We start from the raw sequence: 21357 nt of genomic DNA, 5'->3' as shown, positions 1-21357 counted from the left end.
ACCGTTATGCAAAACCATTTTGAGCTATTCCAGTTGCCGCAACAATTCTCGCTGGATATGCATGAGCTGGACCGCGCTTATCATGAAGTGCAAAACAAGGTACATCCAGACAAGTTCACGCAATCAAGTGATGCTGAAAAACGGGTAGCCATGCAATGGGCGACCCGTGCCAACGAAGCATATCAAACGCTGAAGAAACCACTCAAGCGTGCAACTTATCTGTGTGAATTGCAAGGCGTCGATTTAGAGACTGAGTCGAACACCAGGATGCCGGCGCAATTCTTGATGCAGCAAATGGAATGGCGAGAAGCATTCGACGACGCACGTCAATCAAATGACCTCAACGCACTGATGCGTCTTGAAAAAGAGTTACACCAAGCGCAGAAAGAGCAACTCGCGCTGGTTGGGAAGTCACTTGATGAGAAAAATTATCCAGCAGCGGCGCAACAAATCAGAACGTGCATGTTCTTAGAAAAATTCATTGCTGACATTGCGGCACTAGAAGAATAAACTCGATTAACCTTGCGCCTCATCGCGCTTATCTGATGGTTCGCCATCCACCCAAAATACCATGGCTTTATTGCAAATCTCAGAACCAGGCATGTCCACCGCCCCACACCAACATCGTCTGGCGGTTGGGATTGATCTGGGTACGACGAATTCATTAGTAGCGACTGTCCGCAATAGTATTCCAGAAGTGTTAAATGACGAAGAAGGTCGCCCTTTACTGCCCTCCGTCGTCCGTTATCTGCCGAATGGTCATGCACACATCGGATTCAAAGCACAGGCAGAGCAAAGCAACGACCCCAAAAACACGATCGTTTCCGTCAAACGATTCATGGGTCGCGGTTTAAAAGATATCGCCTACACAGAAAATCTTCCTTACGATTTTCATGACGAGCCAGGCATGGTTCAATTGAAAACGGTTGCCGGCATTAAGAGTCCAGTAGAAGTATCTGCACAGATCCTCGCCACCTTACGTCAACAGGCGGAAGATGCGCTGGGCGATGATTTGGTCGGCGCCGTCATTACTGTTCCTGCCTATTTCGATGATGCACAACGTCAGGCAACGAAAGATGCAGCGAAACTCGCTGGTCTCAATGTATTACGATTACTCAATGAACCCACTGCAGCAGCGATTGCCTATGGACTAGATAATGCTTCTGAAGGCACCTATGCTGTTTATGACTTAGGCGGTGGCACCTTTGATATTTCTATTTTGAAGATGAGCAAGGGTGTCTTCGAAGTACTTTCAACGGGCGGTGACTCCGCACTCGGTGGTGACGATTTCGATCACCGACTGTTTTGCTGGATCTTACAAGAATCAAAGCTCTCACCTCTGTCTGACGAAGATACGAGCTTGCTGATGATGAAAGCGCGTGAAGCCAAAGAGATCCTCTCTAGCAAACCAAGCACCTTCATTGATGCGAAATTAAACTCTGGCGAAAGCGTCCACCTGCAAATTACCGCCGCGATTTTTGCCGAAATAACGCAACACTTGGTCGTCAAAACCATCACCCCATGCCGCAAAGCGCTTCGTGATGCTGGGTTAACTAGTGACGATATCGACGGTGTCGTTCTCGTCGGTGGCGCAACACGCATGCCTCACGTTCGCAAAGCGGTGGGCGAGTTCTTTGAAACGACACCCCTCGCCAATATCGACCCAGATAAGGTCGTGGCACTGGGCGCAGCGATCCAAGCGAATTTATTAGCCGGCAATCGCGCTCCTGGCGATGATTGGCTCTTATTAGATGTCATCCCGCTGTCACTCGGTGTTGAAACAATGGGCGGACTGGTCGAGAAAGTTATTCCACGCAATTCGACCATCCCCTGCGCAAGAGCGCAAGAATTCACGACATTCAAAGACGGTCAGACCGCGATGGCGATTCATGTTGTTCAAGGTGAACGTGAACTGGTGAGTGACTGCCGATCTTTGGCAAAATTTGAATTACGTGGCATTCCAGCAATGGCTGCGGGTGCCGCACGAATTCGGATCACCTACCAAGTGGATGCTGACGGATTATTATCTGTCTCGGCGCGTGAATTACGCTCCGGCGTGGAGGCAGCCATCACCGTCAAGCCCTCTTATGGATTGGCTGACGACGATATTACTCGTATGTTGCAGGATTCATTTAGCTCGGCGGATGAAGACATGAAGCTACGCGCCCTTCGCGAAGAACAAGTCGAAGCGGAGCGTATTCTGCTTGCAACGCAGTCCGCGTTAGATGCAGATCGCCAATTGATTTCAGAATCTGAATTCAGCGTCATCGATGGCTTGATGCAAGCTGTACGAGCGCAGATGCAGCAGGATGACCACGAAAAGTTGCACAGCGCGATCACTGCGCTTGCTAACGGAACGGAAGAATTTGCAGCACGCCGGATGGATCAGAGTGTACGTACTGCACTCGCCGGAAAGCGACTGAACGATATTGAATAAGCGCTATCTGAACAGCATCGACTTGCGACAAACGATGATGCACAAAAAATCAAGACAGTATCCCTCCGGTTGAGGCCACTGTCTTGAATAGCACAACACTTGAAAGAAAATGAGATCCACATGCCTAAAATTATCGTTCTACCCCACCCCCAGTTATGTCCGCAAGGAACCGTGATTGATGCGGAAGAAGGAAAGTCTCTGTGTGAAGCCTTGGTTGAAAGCGACGTAGAAATTGAGCACGCCTGTGAGATGTCCTGTGCATGCACCACGTGCCACGTTGTGATTCGCGAAGGTTTTCGCTCATTAAACGAATCGAGCGACGATGAAGAAGACTTGCTTGATGCTGCATGGGGCTTGGAAGCCACTTCACGACTTTCTTGCCAAGTCAAACTTGGACAAGAGGATATCACGATTGAGATTCCTAAATATACGATCAATCACGCCAGAGAACATCATTGATTTGCCTCACATCGGCATTCATCGTTGAGTGAAAAATATGGGGTCGCGTTGTGCGCCCCATTTTTTTGACGATATCGATGACACAATCCGATAAACCGGATTCGTTCACCACGTTCGCTCCATAGGATTCATTTGCATCGAAGCGCAAAAAGTTGATAACTGTGGCAATTAGTTATCAATATTACATGTAAAAATATTTTTATTGTTGCAAGTAAGTCCAAAGCCAATCAACTCCTTGCTCAAAGAGAAAAAAACTCTTAGTATTTATTGCTTGTCCACAAATTCACTTTCAATTCGGTCGTAGACAGGGACGAGTTCCGGCAGGATGGTTAATCAAAAAACGCATAGCTTGCCCTACAGCATCACCACTTAGAACAGCGAAGCACAAGGATATTGCAATGCGGTTTAGATCTCTTTTCTCAGCCATACGCCGCCGTATTACACTAAGACTCGCGATCATTCTAGCGGTTGTCTTCGGACTCACCGTACCTGCTACCTTTCTGATCCCTTACCATATCAACAGCATCGAAATCGCTGCACGCGCGCGAAATGCTGAGGATCACAATCGTCTCGTCGAAATTCTCTCAGTCATTTTGAGCGAACCGCTCTGGCAAATTACGCCTGAGATTGCCAATATCTCAAGTGAAGTTGTCTACTCCGACCCGAGGGTAGCAACAATTGAAGTCATTACGCTCCCTGACAAAAAAGAATTTATTAAAAACAGTATTCGTCGCCAGACGCAAAAAGGTCCCTTTACGACCATGTCGAGAGAAATCAAACATGGCGGACAAGTAATCGGCGAAGTACGTCTTACATTGGCAGAAGATCTGCTGCAAGAAAGCTTGCGATCCGATTTTCGACGTTACGTCACTACAGCGGTCCTTTCGCTGTTTATGGCGATTTTCTTCATTTTATTGGTTCTACAATGGCGCCTAGTGCAACCTGTTCGAATCCTCATGGACGAATCAGACAGACTTGCCAATGGCGAGCTCAATGATCCTATCGCGCTCAATCGCGAAGATGAACTCGGCCACCTCGCCAATAGTCTTGAAGCAACAAGACAAGCACTTAAACGTTCTTTTGGCGAACTCGAGGTAAAAAATCATCAACTTCTCGAATACTCCGGCACACTCGAATCCAAAGTCCGCCAGCGTACACAAGAGCTTGAAAGCGTTAACCAAAACTTGGAAGCCGCCCTCCATAACGTCAACTCGGCGCAAACCGAACTCGCCCGCGTCGAACGTATGGCTGCTTTGGGTTCGATGGTTGCCGGTGTCGCCCATGAACTCAATACACCGCTGGGAAATTGCCTTTTGGTTGCGAGTACGTTAGAAGAAGAGACGCGCCACCTTCTTCAAATGGTGGAAGCTGGACAGATACGTCGCTCCGATCTCACACGCTACGCAGTGACCGCACTTGATTCAACCAAGCTACTGCTCCGCGGCTTGCAACAGTCCGCTCACCTCGTTGGTGACTTCAAACAAGTGGCCGTCGATCAATCAAGCGCCCAACGACGCAAATTTGGCCTATTGGTCATGCTCCAAGAACTGAGTGCCCTCCTTCACTCTAGCTTGCGTAAAACGCCCTACACACTGGAATTAGATATCCCAGAGGACATTCAACTCGACAGCTATCCTGGCTTATTGGGTCAAGTATTTACCAATCTGGTCAATAACTCGGTCATTCATGGTCTCGAAGGACGGACTGAGGGACACATGCTTTGTAAAGCAGTGAAGATGGGCGATCACGTTATGGTCATTTTCAGTGATGACGGTAAGGGGATTCCCGCTGAGATTATCAACCGCATCTTCGAACCCTTCTTTACAACGAAGTTCGGTCAAGGTGGTAGCGGTCTTGGGCTCAGCATTACCTTTAACATTATTACCAACGTACTGGGTGGTACAATTCATGTATCTAGCGTGCCAAATCGCGGCTCGACGTTTGAAATCAAACTCCCGCTCGTCGCACCAGGCGATCCCGAGACAAAAGACCCGCTTCTCAACAATCGTTAGTACCTTCGTATCCAGAGATAGATGCGAAACAGGGACACATTAACACCAATCTCCTGCCCTGCCATTTTTCGGTATCGTCCTTGCTAAACGATGGATTGAACGCTGATCGCTTGAGACATGAGACCGCCGCGAGCAATATTGTGAAATGGCATTATTGCACTGCAAAAAAAGTCTCGAAACGAGGCTTTTTTGCATGCAATACAACAGGGAGCGCCGCCGAATAAGGTATACTACCGCCTCATTTCTCTCCGCAATATTTCCTCAAAGCAAGCAACTATGCGCCAATACCTCGACTTTATGCGTCACGTTCAACTGAACGGGACAAAGAAAACTGACCGCACTGGTACTGGCACAGTCTCCGTATTTGGCTATCAAATGCGTTTCGATCTGAACGAAGGATTCCCTTTAGTCACAACGAAAAAGTTACATTTGAAGTCAATCATCCATGAATTAATCTGGTTCTTGGCTGGCTCGACCAACATTAAATATCTCAAAGACAACGGCGTCTCTATCTGGGATGACTGGGCAGACGAAAATGGTGACCTCGGTCCCGTTTACGGCTCACAATGGCGAAATTGGCCAACACCCGACGGCAAGCACATTGATCAAATTTCACAACTTGTAGAACAGATCAAGTCGAATCCTGATTCACGACGCCTGATCGTTTCAGCATGGAATGTCGCAGATATTCCACAAATGAAGTTACCACCTTGTCACGCATTGTTTCAGTTTTATGTCGCCGATGGCAAGTTATCTTGCCAGTTGTACCAGCGTAGCGCCGATATTTTCCTCGGGGTGCCGTTTAACATCGCGTCTTATGCCTTACTAACGCATATGATCGCGCAACAATGCAATCTCGGCGTCGGTGAATTTATCTGGACGGGTGGTGATTGTCACTTGTATTCCAACCACATGGAGCAAGTGGCGGAGCAGTTATCACGCACGCCGCACCCTTTACCGACGCTCAAGATAAAGCGCCATCCAGCGAGTTTGTTTGATTATCAATATGATGATTTTGAATTCGAGAACTACGAATTTCATCCACATATCAAAGCGCCTGTTGCAGTTTGATACAAGGGATTCGTTATCATGTCATTATTAAGTATTATCGTTGCATTTGACCAACAACGAGGTATTGGGATCAACAATACCCTGCCCTGGCACTTACCTGAAGATCTTGCGCATTTTAAAAAAATGACGAGCGGACACCCCATCATTATGGGTCGCAATACCTTTGAATCGATCGGACGGCCGTTGCCGAACCGACGCAATATTGTTGTGACTCGTAACACAGCGTGGCAGCACGATGGCGTTGAAACAGTGAACTCTTTAGAAGATGCGCAGTCTCTGATCAATGGAACAGATGCATTTATTATCGGAGGAGCACAGATTTATCAGCAAGCCTTAATGCTTGCCGATCGCCTTATCGTTACCGAGATTCAAGATCGTTTTGATTGCGATGCGTTTTTCCCAGAAATCGATTCGGCAACTTGGGTGGAAACCACGCGCGAATTACACACATCAGCAACAAAACAAGTGCATTACGCATTTGTAACATACGAAAAAAAATAGGAACTACTATGTCTAGTGATGAATTTCATGTCCACGGTCCTCATGACCACGAAGTAGAGCATGCCGCAGCGCACGGCAACGATCAGTTTGCAAGCCGCATCGCCGTCATGACGGCCATCTTAGCGACCATTGGTGCCCTTTTCGGCTACGAAGGCGGCGCCACGCAAAATAACGCTGCCATGTACAAAAATGAAGCCGCTATCAAAAAGACAGAAGCGTCTAATCAGTGGAACTTCTATCAGTCAAAATCCAATAAGCAAAATCTTGCGGAACTGGCAATAAGCCTGCCAGGTACCGATCAAGAAAAGTATAAGTCTGAGGTAGCACGCTACAAGACAGAAAAAGAAGAAATTAAGAAAAAAGCGGATGAACTCGAGGCAGAAGCCACGAAATGGGAAGAAGCATCTGAATTGGAACTTCACCAGCATCATCGTTGGGCACAAGCAATGACTGCGGTACAAATCGCCATTTCTTTAGCTGCGATAACGCTATTAACCAAGAAAAAATGGCTTAATGTTGTCTCCTACGGTGTCGCGGGAGTTGGCGTTATACTGGCAGCACTCGCTTGGTTTCACATCTAAAATAACGAGAAATGATTCGAGAAATCAAAATGAAAAAGCTCCTTTGCCTCCTGCTACTCGCCGCCTCGTGCGGTGCGCAGGCACAAACCTCAGAATTTGTGCAAACCATCCCTGAATATTATTTACCAAAAGACATTAATTTCTCTTTGGGTGGCGCTGTATTGTTCACGCCAAAATATCTTGGATCGGACGAGCGAAAGGCGAAGGTCTACCCCTTATTTGATGCACAATGGAAAAACGGCGCCTTCTTCAGCGCTGTGAATGGACTTGGATATAACTTTTCCAAAGACCCTAGCTTGCAGTATGGCGTTCGGCTGTCATTAGAAGCCGCTCGTGATGAATCATCCTCCTCCAAACTGCAAGGTTTAGGGGATGTGGACACAGCAATTGAACCAGGCGCTTTCCTCAACTACAACATTAATCAAAATTATTCCCTGTTGTCGTCCATCCGTTATGGTTCGGGCGTTGGACATAACGGCTTGCAAACGAGTGTCGGTGCGCGTTTTACCACTGCAATTAATGATCAACACCGTATCACAGCAACATTGCGCGCAAACTGGGTGAATGCTTCGTACATGCAGTCTTATTTTGGCGTCACCGAGCAGCAATCAATGGCCAGCGGCTACTCACAATACACGCCAGGATCTGGTCTTTCCGATATTAAGTTGAGTACAAGTTGGCATTGGACAATCGACGCAAACTGGTCGCTGACAACGGGTGCCTCTGTCAGCCGTTTCTCTTCAGATGTGACGAAGAGTCCGTTCGTGTTTGAAAAAACACCAATTACTGTTTATTCAGCGGCAAGTTACCGATTCTAAGAGTCCGACAGTCTCAACTCTCATCAAAGAGTATCTAAAAAATGAGCGCACTTCGCGCTCATTTTTTTATTGTCAACGCGATCAATCACCCAACAAAGTCTGAATAAAATTTGCTCTCTGGAGATTTTCGCAATGCAACATACGACCATCTCGGCAACTAAATGACAATCCCATGAAATTATCATTTGAATGCAAAAATTGCCCGTTTTTTTTCACATAGAGCGCCCGTTATCTGAGAGAATTCGGTTCGTTTAGGATCAGTAGAGATCTGGGCGCACTGCGCTTAAGCCCCCCGTTCTTTTTACGCATTCTTTTTTGAATTTTTCGGCGCGCAAGCGGTTGATTTAACTTGCCCAGGCGTCTCCCTTGTACCACGTCTTTTGGAGACCACCATGAAATTCCGCTTCCCCATCGTTATTATTGACGAAGACTTTCGCTCAGAAAACACCTCAGGCTTAGGCATCCGTGCTTTAGCAGATGCCATCGAAACTGAAGGCATGGAAGTGTTGGGCGTTACCAGCTATGGCGACTTGTCCCAATTCGCCCAACAACAATCCCGCGCCTCTGCATTTATCTTGTCGATTGATGATGAAGAGTTTGGTGGCGGCACCTTCGAAGAAACAGACTACGCACTCAAATCTCTGCGCGCGTTTGTCGAAGAAATTCGCTACAAAAATGCGGATATTCCTATCTACCTTTATGGTGAAACCCGTACTTCGCGCCATATCCCGAATGATATTTTGCGTGAATTGCACGGCTTCATTCATATGTTTGAAGACACGCCAGAATTCGTCGCCCGTCACATCATTCGTGAGGCCCGCTCCTATTTGGACAGTCTTGCACCACCATTTTTCAGAGCATTGGTGCACTACGCCAATGATGGCTCCTACTCTTGGCACTGTCCTGGGCATTCCGGTGGCGTTGCTTTCTTAAAATCGCCAATCGGTCAAATGTTCCATCAGTTTTTTGGTGAGAATATGCTCCGTGCCGACGTCTGTAACGCCGTTGAAGAACTCGGTCAATTACTTGATCATACGGGTCCTGTTGCCGCATCTGAACGCAATGCTGCGCGCATTTTCAATGCGGACCATTGCTACTTCGTGACGAACGGTACGTCCACCTCCAATAAAATGGTATGGCACTCTACTGTCGCGCCGGGCGATATCGTTGTCGTTGACCGCAATTGCCACAAATCGATTCTGCACTCCATCATCATGTGCGGCGCGATTCCTGTCTTCCTCATGCCGACACGTAATCACCTCGGCATCATCGGTCCTATCCCGCTGGAAGAATTCAGCATGGAAAGCATCATGAAGAAAATCGAGGCCAATCCATTTGCACGCGAAGCCAAGAACAAGAAACCGCGCATTCTCACCATTACACAATCGACGTACGACGGCGTGCTCTACAACGTCGAAGTACTGAAAGATTTGCTCGACGGTCAGATTGACACATTGCACTTTGACGAAGCGTGGTTGCCACATGCGACTTTCCACGACTTCTACAAGGACATGCACGCCATTGGCAAAGATCGTCCACGCGCTAAGTCATCGATGATTTTCTCGACCCAATCGACACACAAATTATTGGCCGGTATTTCTCAAGCATCCCAAATTCTGGTGCGTGAGTCCGAGACACGCAAACTTGATAAAGACAGCTTCAATGAAGCCTATCTGATGCACACATCAACTTCACCTCAGTACTCCATCATTGCCTCCTGCGACGTTGCTGCAGCGATGATGGAAGCACCTGGCGGTACAGCATTGGTGGAAGAGTCTATCTTAGAAGCATTGGACTTCCGTCGCGCCATGCGTAAAGTCGATCAAGAATGGGGTAAAGACTGGTGGTTCCAAGTCTGGGGACCTGAGGAATTTGCTGAAGATGGTATCGGTTCACGCGAAGATTGGATTATCCGCGCAGAGGATGATTGGCATGGCTTTGGCAAGTTAGCCCCTGGCTTCAACATGCTCGATCCAATTAAAGCAACAATCGTTACACCGGGTTTATCCTTGGAAGGTAAATTCGGCGAAACAGGTATTCCTGCGTCGATCGTGACCAAGTATTTGGCTGAGCACGGCGTTATTGTTGAAAAATGCGGCCTCTATTCATTCTTTATCATGTTCACCATCGGCATTACCAAGGGCCGTTGGAACACGCTTTTGACGGCGCTGCAACAATTCAAGGATGATTACGATAAGAATCAGCCAATCTGGCGCATTTTGCCTGAGTTTGCAGCCGCCAATCCACGTTACGAAGGTGCCGGACTGAAGGATCTCTGCCAAGGCATCCATGAGGCTTACAAAGGTCATGACGTTGCCCGCTTGACGACAGAGATGTACCTGTCTGACATGCAGCCAGCAATGAAGCCATCCGATGCCTTTGCCATGATGGCGCATCGTGAAATTGAGCGCGTATCTATTGATGAATTAGAAGGCCGCGTGACTGCGATCCTACTGACGCCTTATCCACCAGGCATTCCACTGTTGATTCCAGGTGAGCGCTTCAACCGCACCATCGTTGACTACCTGCGATTTGTACGTGATTTCAATGAAAAATTCCCTGGCTTTGAAACCGACTGCCACGGCTTGGTCAAGGCGGAAGTCGATGGAAAACGTGGCTATTTCGTTGACTGTGTCAAATCAGAGGCGGAAACAGGTAAGTAACCGTATCTAACTATTTCAAATTGTTGTAAAAAAGTCTGAAATTGATAAATTTCAGACTTTTTTTATTTTACACTCGCATTAATCAGTCATTAGTAGCACATTGTTCACGATTATCAAGACCGAACTCAGTTAACTATGCTACTTTCGGCGCGATCAGGCGTAACATCTGACGCTGGCAACAGGTTCTCAACCATAGAAAATGGAAAAAAAAGATGGGTGAAGTACTGGGATTAATGCCTTTGCGGCATACTGAAATAGCAATTGGACAAACGATTCATTGGACGATCTATAACCAGGATGGACAAGTTTTATTTGAACCTGGGCTGCATATCGAAGATCAACAACAGCTGAACCACCTGATGGAAGTCGGCTATTGTGAAGCCGATATGTTGTGGGACAGTATTCCATCAAAAATCGAGATAACTGAAACATCCTCTACCGATGCTCCCTCTGAAGCAGGCGCTTCACTTCCGGCATCAAAGCCGACCGCACAAAAACCCGCAGAAGAGTTGCACAAAGAGACGGTGATTGAGCTCGATAGCGTGCGCTGGACGGTCGGAGAAAATGTTTACCTTCAAACGCACGATCATACGGCGACTAGATATACCGTCAAATTAATCGGTTTTGTAAAGAATAAATCCCTGTTGGTGACAGCGCCCGTAGCAGGTGGTAAATCAGTGATGCTGCGAGAGGGACAAACGTTTATTATCCGGGCGTTTCCAGGCAAGAAAGCGTATGCATTTACTGCATCGCTGGTTAAATACGTCTATTCTCCGCATGATTATTTACATCTCAGCTACCCAAAACAGGTTCGAGCGACAACCATTCGGCAAGGCGCACGTGCAACGGTCAAAATCATTGCGTCTGTGAGTATTGGCGACCCTCCACAAACCGCAGCGGCGACCTTAGGCGATCTGAGCATGGGTGGCACCTCGGGAATCATCAAAAAACAACTTGGTAAAAAAGGAGATACCGGCGTCATTAAATTCAAAGTCAATGCAGCGGGAACGGATGAATACCTGACGTTGAATACCATTCTACGCTCCATTGCACCGACTGAAAGTGGAACTGAGTTCCGCCATGGCTTTGAATTTATCGACGTCACTCCCCAAGCACGGCTTATTTTGTCGGCTTTCGTGCATCAAACATTAGCGGAAATGGACTAAGACTAGCGTAGATCGAAATCCACTCACAGCACACGAAAAATCAGCTTTCGGCATCCGGCGGTAAGCTACCTTGCTCTTTTGCGAGAGCCCGTAACTTATCTTTTTTACTTGGGCGACGACCCTTAACACCACCATGTACATCCAACGGTGCAGTAACCACAGGCGCTCTTTCCTGCGCCTCAAATCCGGAGATGGTCTCAGTAGCAATCCGCAACTGATTTTTACGTAAAATCGTCGTAAAGTGTGCCGACGTTTCAGACGTAACAAAACTCAGGGCTAAGCCGCGAGCGCCGGCACGGCCAGTGCGACCAATCCGGTGGATATAATCATCCGCAGAGCGTGGTAAATCATAATTAACAACCACTGGCAGATCGAGGATATCGATCCCCCGCCCAGCAAGATCCGTCGCCACGACAACCTTCACCCGAGACGCTTTAAAATCAGCCAACACCTGCTCACGCTTTCCTTGACTCAATTCGCCATGAAAAGGCTCCGCAGAGATATCAAGACGGCGTAGTTTGGTAGATACTAAGTCTGCGGCATACTTGGTCGCAACAAAAACCAGTACGCGCTTCCACCCTTCCGTTTTCATGAGATGCCGCAACAACTGTGTACGCTTCCCAGTATCGACCAAGACAGCGCGCTGAACGATATCGGGCTTTCCAAGGTCGGTTTCAGGGATATGTACTCGCACTGGATTCTGGCAAATTTGCTGTGCCAGCGACTCGACATGCGGAGCAAACGTGGCTGAAAATAAAAGCGTTTGCCGCGATGTCGGCAAAAGCGCCAAGATCCGCTGTAGCTCGTCTGCAAAACCAAGTTCGAGCAAGCGATCAGCCTCGTCCAAAACCAACGTATCAACGTGACTAATTGATAGTGCATTTTGACTGATCAAATCGAGCAAACGCCCAGGCGTTGCGATAATGACGTCCGCACCGCCTCGCAAATGCATCATTTGCGGGTTAACAGAGACACCCCCAAATAACACGCCGACTTTCACAGAACGCGCCATGCCTTTTGCCATTGCAGTCACTGTGTCCGCGACTTGAACTGCCAACTCACGTGTTGGAACAAGTATCAGCACCTGAACGCGACGAGGTTGCTGCGATGGCTGCAACGCCTGCAGTAGCGGCGCGCAAAAGGCCAGTGTCTTACCGGACCCGGTCTGCGCTTGTGCAATCAAATCCGTGCCATGCAGAACAACTGGAATCGCCGCCGCCTGGACTGGTGTCGCCGTCACATGATTTAGCTTGGCAATCGCGGATAATGTTTCGGGCAGCAAACCGAGGGAAGAAAAGGACATAGAGACGATCTTTAAAAATAAATGGCAAGAAGAACTCGTCTATCAACAACCGCTGAATCGACAATCATTCATCACAATGGAGGAGAAATAGAAACTATCAGCGCAACGCAGTAAAAACGCACTGACCAACTACTTAAGCCCACCTTCATGGGCTAAACGTGATACCAGGACGAGGTATCACGCTCATCGCTAGCATGAAAAAAACAAAATTACTTCGCTTGTTTTTGCGCGGTTTCCCGATCACGCTCCATCACTTTGATTTGTCGCTGAAGAGCTTTCGCTTCTAATGAAATCCGTTGGAGCGTCGGTAAATATTCTCGACGCTCGACTTTTATTTCCTTAAGACAATCATTAACAAAGAACGTGTTATAGCAATGATGTTCCGCGACGACATACCAATTTTGTAATCGCTCTTGGGCTTCAGCACTTTCTTTGATCGCGACATCTGCAGCATCGTTGGTTTGGATGCCTCCTGCGGGAAAACGCGCATCGAGTGCATGCACCACAGTCGCAATTTGCGCTAGTTCTTGCTTACCGTCGTCGGCAAATACGCTCAGTGGAGCAAACACCAGTGCAACGAAGGTCGCGTAACGCGCCATCTTCGTTGAGAGAATGGGACTCATAGTAAACATCAGGTAAGTGACTCTGCAAGTTGGCGTTGATCGGTTTCCATATACTCTTTCGATTGCATTTCAATAATCCGCGACACAGTACGATGAAACTCGTTTGAAAGTGTCCCTTGAGTATAGAGCAACTCGGGCGCAACTTCAGCCGACATGATGAGTTTCACTTTATTATCGTAGAACACATCGATAAGCCATGTGAACCGTCTCGCTTCCGAAGACATGGCAGCAGACATTGCTGGAATAGAAGACAAGATCACGGTATGAAAGCGACTTGCAATTTCAAGGTAATCGTTTTGTGAGCGAGGACCGCCACATAAAGTGTTGAAATCAAACCAGATCACACCACCGGCTCTTCTTAAGGATTTCAACTTACGACCTTCGATGTCGACAATCGGCTCTTCGTCCTTTGTATCAGCGATACGCGCAAAACTATCTCGCAGTGCCTTATCCGTCGCCGCACCTAACGGTGACAAATAGGCTTGCACTTGTTCCAGCGCGCGCTTCCGATAATCATTGCCAGAATCCACGTTTAAGACATCGAGTCGCTCTTTCAACAACGCGATTGTTGGGAGCATCCGGTCGCGATGCAACCCATCTGGATAGAGTGTCGAAGGTTCATAATTAGAGGTCATCACGAACGACACACCGTTATCGAATAAGGCTTTGAGCAAGTTATAGAGCAACATGGCATCCGCAACGTCAGACACGTGAAACTCATCAAAGCAGATCAGACGGTATTTTTTTGCGATTTGTCGCGCTACCTCATCCAACGGATCGGCAACGCCCTTGAGCTCATCTAACTGCCGATGAACCGACCGCATGAATTCATGAAAATGTAAGCGTGTTTTACGGACAACTGGCACAACCGAATAAAAGCTATCCATCAAGAACGATTTACCACGCCCTACCCCGCCCCACATATAGACACCACGCGGCACCTCGGGGCGAGTAATCATCCGTGTGAGTCGGTTAGCGCGCTTACCTTTATAGAAAACCCACTCCTCATAGGCTTTCTGCAAACGATCTACTGCGCGTTTCTGCGCTTCATCGGCCTTAAATCCACGTTGCGTCAACGCATCTTGGTAAAACTCTTGAACATCCATGGTCTGTATTTCTCTAGATGCCCCACCTGACATAAAACGTTCGCAGGTAACCACATCATTAGTGTGCGATTTTCACGCATTGATCTCGCCGCAGCGCTTACATCTGACGGCACAATTAACAACCAGCATCCCACACAAGCGGCTCGCCGATATGCAGTATCGGGTATTCCTACTAAATAAAAATGGACGAGTACCCGACTCGTCCATTTCATCAAGACTTATTCGCTTGAACGCTGCATGCAGACAAGTTTCAGTGAATTAGAAATTCAATGAACGCTTATCAACAGCCAACGCTGCCTCTTTTGTTGCTTCGGACAACGATGGGTGTGCATGGCAAATACGTGCAATATCTTCAGAAGAAGCACGGAATTCCATTGCCACAACGGCTTCAGAAATCAACTCAGATGCCATTGGACCTACGATATGAACACCCAAGATTTCATCTGTCGTTGCATCAGCCAAGAATTTCACCATACCCGATGTGTCACCCAAAGCACGTGCACGGCCATTCGCCATGAATGGGAATGTGCCAGCCTTATAAGCAACGCCGTCCGCTTTCAATTGCTGCTCGGTGCGACCAACCCATGCGATCTCTGGGGAGGTATAAATAACCCAAGGGATCGTATTGAAGTTGACATGACCGTGTTGACCAGCAATACGCTCAGCAACAGCAACGCCTTCTTCTTCCGCTTTGTGCGCCAACATTGGACCACGAACAACGTCACCTACTGCCCATACGTTCGGCAGGTTAGTTTTGCAATCGCCATCAACAGCAATGAAGCCGCGTTCATCGAGTGCCAAACCAACGCCTTCAGCGTTTAAGCCGTTAGTATTTGGTGTACGACCGATCGAGATGATCAGTTTATCAAACACCGCTTTGTGCTCAGCGCCTTTGTCATCTGTGTAATTAACTGTGACGTCTTTACCACTGTTGACGATCTCACCGATCTTCACGCCTAAATTAATAGACAGACCTTGCTTCACGAACAGTTTGTGCGCTTCTTTGGCGATTTGTTCGTCAACTGCACCCAAGAACGTTGGCAATGCTTCGAGTACCGTCACTTCAGCACCCAAACGACGCCATACGCTACCCATTTCCAAACCAATAACGCCAGCGCCAATCACGCCCAGTTTTTTCGGTGTTTCGGCAATGTTCAGTGCGCCTTCGTTGGACAATACGTTGACTTCATCAAACGGTGTTCCTGGCAATGCACGCGCGTTCGAACCAGTCGCAACGATGATGTGCTTACCTGTAATTGTTTCTTCCGTTTTGCCAGCAACTTTGATTTCATAACCAGCTGCGTCTGCCTTGACGAAGGAGCCATGACCGTGGAAGAAAGTAACTTTATTCTTTTTAAACAAAAACAGAATACCGTCGTTGTTTTGTTTCACGATCGTATTTTTGCGACCCAACATTTTAGCAACGTCAATACCCAGACCAGACACTTGAATACCGTGATCAGCGAAAGCGTGACCCGCGTGTTCGAAATGTTCAGACGATTGCAATAACGCTTTGGATGGAATGCAACCTACGTTGGTACAAGTACCACCTGGTGCAGGACCCCCTTTATCGTTGCTCCATGCATCGATACATGCAGTAGAGAAACCAAGTTGCGCAGCGCGAATTGCTGCAACATAACCGCCTGGACCGCCGCCGATAACGACGACATCAAATTGTTTACTCATGAAATTATCCTGAATTGTATTTAAAGCAGACTATCTTTTAATCATCTGCAGACACTACTAGAGCGAATCTGCAGACAAGTGAACATCACTCTTCTACTGGCACGAAGATCCACGCCAATAAATAAGCCAGCATACCTGTGCCAACAAACAGCGCGAAAAACACAAAGATCAAACGCCAGATCCAAGAATCCAACCCTGTGAACTTGCCTAAACCACCGCAAATACCACCCAACCATCGGTCGTTTATGGAACGACGGAAACGGTTTAACTGATTGATTCCATCGCCGTTATTTGTGTACGACGCAGATGTTGATTGTGCAAAGGAAGCGCCCGAAGGATCTTTCTCAAGAAGCTTTTCTTTCGCCTGCGCGAACTCCGCATCAGTCAGAGCACCTGACTGATGCAGTTCGTGCAAACGCTGGATGTCGTCAGCGATGTTCACGTTGATAGCCGTTGACAGTGATTACAGATCTAACAACAGACGGGATGGATCTTCCAACGCGTCTTTCATTGCAACCAATGCCAATACCGCTTCACGACCGTCAATAATACGGTGATCGTAAGACATTGCCAGGTAGTTCATTGGGCGAATAACGATCTGACCATTTTCAACCACAGCGCGATCTTTCGTTGCATGCACACCCAAGATAGCGGATTGTGGTGGGTTAATGATTGGTGTAGACAACATCGAACCGAAAGTACCACCGTTGGAGATAGAGAATGTACCACCAGACAAATCATCCAGCGTCAACTTACCATCTTTTGCTTTTGCACCGAATTCACCGATTTTTTTCTCGATGTCAGCGATCGACATCTGATCAGCATTACGCAGAATAGGTACAACCAAGCCACGTGGGGAACCAACAGCGATACCGATATCAAAATAACCGTGATAAACAATATCGTTACCATCAACGGATGCGTTAATGATTGGGTATTTTTTCAATGCAGCAACGGCCGCTTTGACGAAGAAAGACATAAAGCCAAGCTTCACGCCGTGCTCTTTTTCAAATTTGTCTTTGTATTTGTTGCGCAATTCCATCACTGGAGCCATGTTGACTTCATTAAATGTCGTCAAGATGGCATTCGTCGATTGGGATTGAACCAGACGCTCAGCGATACGTGCACGCAAGCGGCTCATCGGAACGCGCTCTTCTGGACGATCGCCCAAGTTTGCCAATGTAGGCGCTGCCACTTGTTGTAACGCTGGTTTGCTTGCCACTGGCGCTGCCAAAGGTGCAACAACTGGAGTCGCTTTGGAAGCAACAGCAGCCAATGCATCGCCCTTCGTTACGCGACCATCTTTACCAGAACCATCCACTTGACCGGCGGACAAGCCGTTTTCTGCCAGGATTTTGGCAGCTGCTGGCATTGCAACGCCAGCAGATGATTTCGCATCTGCAGCAGCAACTGGGGCAGCGGCGACGGCTGCAGCAGGCGCAGCAGCAGCGGCACCAGCGGAAGCGGAAGCTTCTGTATCCAAAATAGCGATCACTTCACCAGCAACAACTGTGCTGCCATCGCCTTTGATGATTTGTGTAATAACGCCTGCTTCTGGTGCTGGCAATTCCAACACCACTTTGTCTGTTTCTACGTCGATCAGATTTTCATCACGACCAACGGACTGGCCTACTTGCTTGTGCCATGTCAACAAGGTTGCTTCTGCTACTGACTCAGATAACTGAGGAACTTTTACTTCGATAATTGCCATTTTTTTTCTCTCCGATTCGGGTAACTGCGTGCTGCATCAGATCCTGATGCAGCACTGTGTTAATTATTTAGTGAGGACAAAGCCTTTGAGTTTGGAAAATGCCGTTTCCAACAATGCTTTTTGTTGTGCATAGTGCTTGTCGTAGTAACCGACCGCTGGCGATGCACTTGCTGGACGACCTGCGTAGGCCAATTTCTGACCTTCTTCCAGACTTTCAAAAATATTGTGTTGGATCTGGAACCAAGGTCCCTGATTTTGCGGCTCATCCTGCGCCCAGACTAATTCCGTCATTTCTGGGAATTTTTTCAATTCAGCAGCAAAACTCTTATGTGGGAATGGATACAGCTGTTCCACACGGATAATTGCTGTGTCTGTCTGACCGCGCTCTTTACGCGCATTCACTAAATCGTAATAAACCTTACCGGAGCAAGCGATAACACGTTTTACTTTCTTCGCATCGATTTTCTCATCGACTTCACCGATGACCGTGTGGAAGCTGCCTTTAGACAATTCGGACAAGGCAGAACCAGCATCCTTGTTACGCAACAATGATTTAGGTGTCAAAATCACTAACGGCTTGCGGAACTGACGAATCATTTGACGGCGCAACAGATGGAAAATCTGTGCTGCTGTTGTCGGCTGAACTACCTGCATATTGTTATCAGCGCACAACTGCAAGAAACGTTCTGGACGAGCAGATGAGTGCTCTGGACCCTGACCTTCGTAGCCATGTGGCAACATCATCACCAGACCAGATGCACGACCCCACTTCACTTCACCGGAGCTGATGAACTGATCGATAACAACCTGTGCACCGTTAGCGAAGTCGCCGAACTGCGCTTCCCAGATCGTTAATGTGTTTGGCTCTGCTGTTGAGTAACCATATTCAAAGCCCAATACGGCTTCTTCTGACAACACAGAATCAATCACCGTGAACGGTGCTTGATTTTCTGAGATGTTTTGCAGAGGGATGTATGTACCCGAATCCCAACGCTCACGGTTTTGATCATGCAATACAGCATGGCGGTGAACGAAAGTACCACGACCCGCATCCTGACCCGTCAAACGAATTGCGTAACCGGAAGACACCAGAGATGCGTAGGCGAGATGTTCACCCATACCCCAGTCCAGATTCATTTCACCACGACCCATGGTCGCGCGATCGCTCAACACTTTTTCTACGAGGCTGTGTGGCTTGAATCCTGCTGGAATCGTTGTGATACGCTCAGCAAGACGTTTCAGTTCTGTTGTTGGAACAGCAGTATCCGCAGCGTCAGTCCATTTACGGTTCAGGAATGGAATCCAATCGACAGCGTATTTGTTTTTAAAGTTAGAGATGACTGGATCATGCGTGTGTTTACCCGCATCCATCGCATCACGGAACTCTTTTACCATCGCGTCGCCGCCATCAGCTGGAATCGTGCCTTGTGCTGACAACTTGTCTGCGTACATCTTACGTGTACCAGGATGTTGACCGATTTTTTTGTACATCAGCGGCTGAGTCAGTGCTGGTGTATCTTGCTCATTGTGACCTAATTTACGGTAGCAAATGATGTCAACAACAACGTCTTTCTTGAATTCCATACGGTAATCAAGCGCGATCTGTGTTGCCAGAACAACTGCTTCTGGATCATCCGCATTAACGTGCAATACTGGCGCTTCAATCATCTTCACAACGTCGGAGCAATACAGTGTCGAACGTGAATCACGTGGATCAGATGTGGTGAAACCGATCTGATTGTTAATCACGATATGCATCGTACCGCCAGTACCGTAGCCACGAGTTTGCGCTAAGTTCAGCGTTTCCATCACAACGCCCTGCCCTGCAAACGCTGCGTCACCGTGTACCAAGATTGGCAATACTTGTGAGCCATCCTTGTCGCCACGACGATCCATACGTGCCTTGACAGAACCCTCGACCACCGGATTAACGATTTCCAAATGGGATGGGTTAAATGCCAAGGACAGGTGGACTGGACCGCCTGGAGTAGATACGTCGGAAGAGAAACCTTGGTGATACTTCACGTCACCAGCTGGCAAATCATCACCGTGTTTACCTTCGAATTCAGCAAACAAATCCTGTGGCATTTTACCCAATGTGTTCACCAAAACGTTCAGACGACCACGGTGGGCCATACCGATAACGATTTCTTGTACACCGCGCTCACCAGCGCGTTGAATTGTTTCGTCCATCGATGCGATAAAGCTTTCACCGCCTTCGAGGGAGAAACGTTTTTGACCAACATAACGTGTGTGGAGATAGCGCTCCAAGCCTTCTGCTGCTGTCAAGCGATCAAGAATGTGTTTTTTCTTTTCTGCAGTAAAACTCGGTGTAGAGCGGATAGATTCGAGCTTTTGTTGCAACCAACGCTTTTCTGTCGGATCGCTGATGTACATGAACTCAGCACCGATTGAACGGCAGTAAGTGTCACGCAGAGAGTTAACCAGATCACGCAAAGAGGCTGTTTCAGAACCAAAATACGTATTGCTAATATTGAACTGGATGTCCATATCAGCATCAGTGAAGCCGTAAAAACTTGGCTCCAACTCTGGCAAACTTGGACGCTCTTGGCGTTGCAGTGGGTCGAGGTTCGCCCAATGACTACCTAAGAAACGATATGCAGCGATCAACTGCTGAGCAGCCACGCGCTTACGACCCATTTCGGCATCAGCAGTCGCGCTGACAGTGCGAATTGGACCTTGTTTAGCACGTTCTGCAAAAGAAGCGATGACCGGCGCGTGCGCTACGTCAGGCTTAGAAGAACCGTCAACTGCAGGCACATGTTGCATCGCATCGAAATATGCGCGCCAGTTGTCAGGTACTGAACCAGGATTGTTCAGATAGGATTCGTACAGTTCTTCTACGTACGGCGCATTGCCGCCGAACAGATACGAGTTAGCGTTATATTGTTGCATCATCTTGCTCACCTTTCTTCGCGTTTCGCGAGATTAGCGGGTTAATCTAACCTTCCGCGACACGGCCTGACCGGTTAGCGGATCGCACATCAAGTTGTGGGGAAGGGCTTGTTTCAAACTATTCTCGCATCAAAATCAAAACACACATTGGGAACAATATACCTTTTGAATCAGAAACAAAAATACATCTAAAATTTACTTTCGAGCCGAAGCATAGCATATTTACTGCAAAATAAAAAAGCGAGTCGTAATGACTCGCCTTTATTTAATGCCGCGATCCGCAGTTAAACATGAATGATTTCGA

At 47.8% G+C, this 21357-nt stretch carries 17 protein-coding genes; 10 read left to right on the top strand and 7 right to left on the bottom strand.

From position 1 onward, the window contains the following. Positions 1–6 precede the first annotated feature (6 nt). The 10 genes from hscB (at position 7) to ACO0K2_RS08930 (ending at position 11708) form a co-directional block, all read left to right on the top strand. Complete coding sequence (gene hscB, locus ACO0K2_RS08975; protein WP_423017880.1) at positions 7–510, top strand: Fe-S protein assembly co-chaperone HscB; 504 nt, start codon at positions 7–9, stop codon at positions 508–510. A gap of 61 nt (positions 511–571) precedes the next feature. Next, positions 572–2437 (top strand): Fe-S protein assembly chaperone HscA, encoded by a 1866-nt coding sequence (gene hscA, locus ACO0K2_RS08970; protein WP_423017878.1) that lies wholly within the window; start codon positions 572–574, stop codon positions 2435–2437. 120 nt (positions 2438–2557) lie between these two features. Next, positions 2558–2896, top strand: a complete 339-nt coding sequence (gene fdx, locus ACO0K2_RS08965; protein WP_423017876.1) for an ISC system 2Fe-2S type ferredoxin — start codon at positions 2558–2560, stop codon at positions 2894–2896. 398 nt (positions 2897–3294) lie between these two features. Beyond that, complete coding sequence (locus tag ACO0K2_RS08960) at positions 3295–4908, top strand: sensor histidine kinase (protein ID WP_423017874.1); 1614 nt, start codon at positions 3295–3297, stop codon at positions 4906–4908. 276 nt (positions 4909–5184) lie between these two features. Next, the gene (locus ACO0K2_RS08955; protein ID WP_423017872.1) at positions 5185–5979 is read left to right on the top strand and encodes a thymidylate synthase; all 795 of its coding nucleotides are present in this window, start codon (positions 5185–5187) and stop codon (positions 5977–5979) included. Between the two features lie 18 nt (positions 5980–5997). Beyond that, positions 5998–6480 carry a dihydrofolate reductase gene (locus tag ACO0K2_RS08950; protein WP_423017870.1) on the top strand — a complete coding sequence of 161 codons (483 nt, stop codon included), beginning with the start codon at positions 5998–6000 and terminating at the stop codon, positions 6478–6480. A gap of 8 nt (positions 6481–6488) precedes the next feature. Further along, positions 6489–7061 carry a DUF4337 domain-containing protein gene (locus ACO0K2_RS08945; protein ID WP_423017868.1) on the top strand — a complete coding sequence of 191 codons (573 nt, stop codon included), beginning with the start codon at positions 6489–6491 and terminating at the stop codon, positions 7059–7061. Between the two features lie 29 nt (positions 7062–7090). Continuing rightward, the gene (locus tag ACO0K2_RS08940) at positions 7091–7879 is read left to right on the top strand and encodes a MipA/OmpV family protein (protein WP_423017866.1); all 789 of its coding nucleotides are present in this window, start codon (positions 7091–7093) and stop codon (positions 7877–7879) included. Between the two features lie 392 nt (positions 7880–8271). Next, complete coding sequence (locus tag ACO0K2_RS08935) at positions 8272–10542, top strand: Orn/Lys/Arg decarboxylase N-terminal domain-containing protein (RefSeq protein WP_423017864.1); 2271 nt, start codon at positions 8272–8274, stop codon at positions 10540–10542. A 212-nt stretch (positions 10543–10754) separates the two neighbouring features. Then, on the top strand, positions 10755–11708 hold the full coding sequence (locus ACO0K2_RS08930) for a flagellar brake protein (protein ID WP_423017862.1): 954 nt from the start codon (positions 10755–10757) through the stop codon (positions 11706–11708). Positions 11709–11748: 40 nt separating this feature from the next. Here the strand turns inward: ACO0K2_RS08930 and ACO0K2_RS08925 are convergent, their stop codons facing one another. The 7 genes from ACO0K2_RS08925 to ACO0K2_RS08895 all read right to left on the bottom strand — a co-directional run bounded on the left by ACO0K2_RS08925 (position 11749) and on the right by ACO0K2_RS08895 (position 21056). After that, positions 11749–13011: a DEAD/DEAH box helicase gene (locus ACO0K2_RS08925; RefSeq protein ID WP_423017860.1), complete on the bottom strand. Its 1263-nt coding sequence runs from the start codon at positions 13009–13011 to the stop codon at positions 11749–11751. A 209-nt stretch (positions 13012–13220) separates the two neighbouring features. Then, complete coding sequence (locus ACO0K2_RS08920) at positions 13221–13634, bottom strand: hypothetical protein (RefSeq protein WP_423017858.1); 414 nt, start codon at positions 13632–13634, stop codon at positions 13221–13223. 8 nt (positions 13635–13642) lie between these two features. Further along, the gene (gene zapE / locus ACO0K2_RS08915; RefSeq protein WP_423017856.1) at positions 13643–14740 is read right to left on the bottom strand and encodes a cell division protein ZapE; all 1098 of its coding nucleotides are present in this window, start codon (positions 14738–14740) and stop codon (positions 13643–13645) included. A 258-nt stretch (positions 14741–14998) separates the two neighbouring features. Next, a complete protein-coding gene (gene lpdA, locus ACO0K2_RS08910; protein ID WP_423017854.1) occupies positions 14999–16426 on the bottom strand; it encodes a dihydrolipoyl dehydrogenase in 1428 nt (475 codons plus the stop codon). 85 nt (positions 16427–16511) lie between these two features. Next, on the bottom strand, positions 16512–16868 hold the full coding sequence (locus ACO0K2_RS08905) for a PspC domain-containing protein (protein WP_423017852.1): 357 nt from the start codon (positions 16866–16868) through the stop codon (positions 16512–16514). 21 nt (positions 16869–16889) lie between these two features. After that, complete coding sequence (gene odhB / locus ACO0K2_RS08900) at positions 16890–18137, bottom strand: 2-oxoglutarate dehydrogenase complex dihydrolipoyllysine-residue succinyltransferase (RefSeq protein WP_423017850.1); 1248 nt, start codon at positions 18135–18137, stop codon at positions 16890–16892. A 63-nt stretch (positions 18138–18200) separates the two neighbouring features. Then, on the bottom strand, positions 18201–21056 hold the full coding sequence (locus tag ACO0K2_RS08895; RefSeq protein ID WP_423017848.1) for a 2-oxoglutarate dehydrogenase E1 component: 2856 nt from the start codon (positions 21054–21056) through the stop codon (positions 18201–18203). Between the last annotated feature and the right edge of the window lie 301 nt (positions 21057–21357).

The organism is Undibacterium sp. MH2W (assembly GCF_049340215.1).
Classification (GTDB): domain Bacteria; phylum Pseudomonadota; class Gammaproteobacteria; order Burkholderiales; family Burkholderiaceae_D; genus Undibacterium.
The sequence above is the reverse complement of the archived record's forward strand: the minus strand, read 5'-3'. Positions and strand labels throughout refer to the sequence as shown.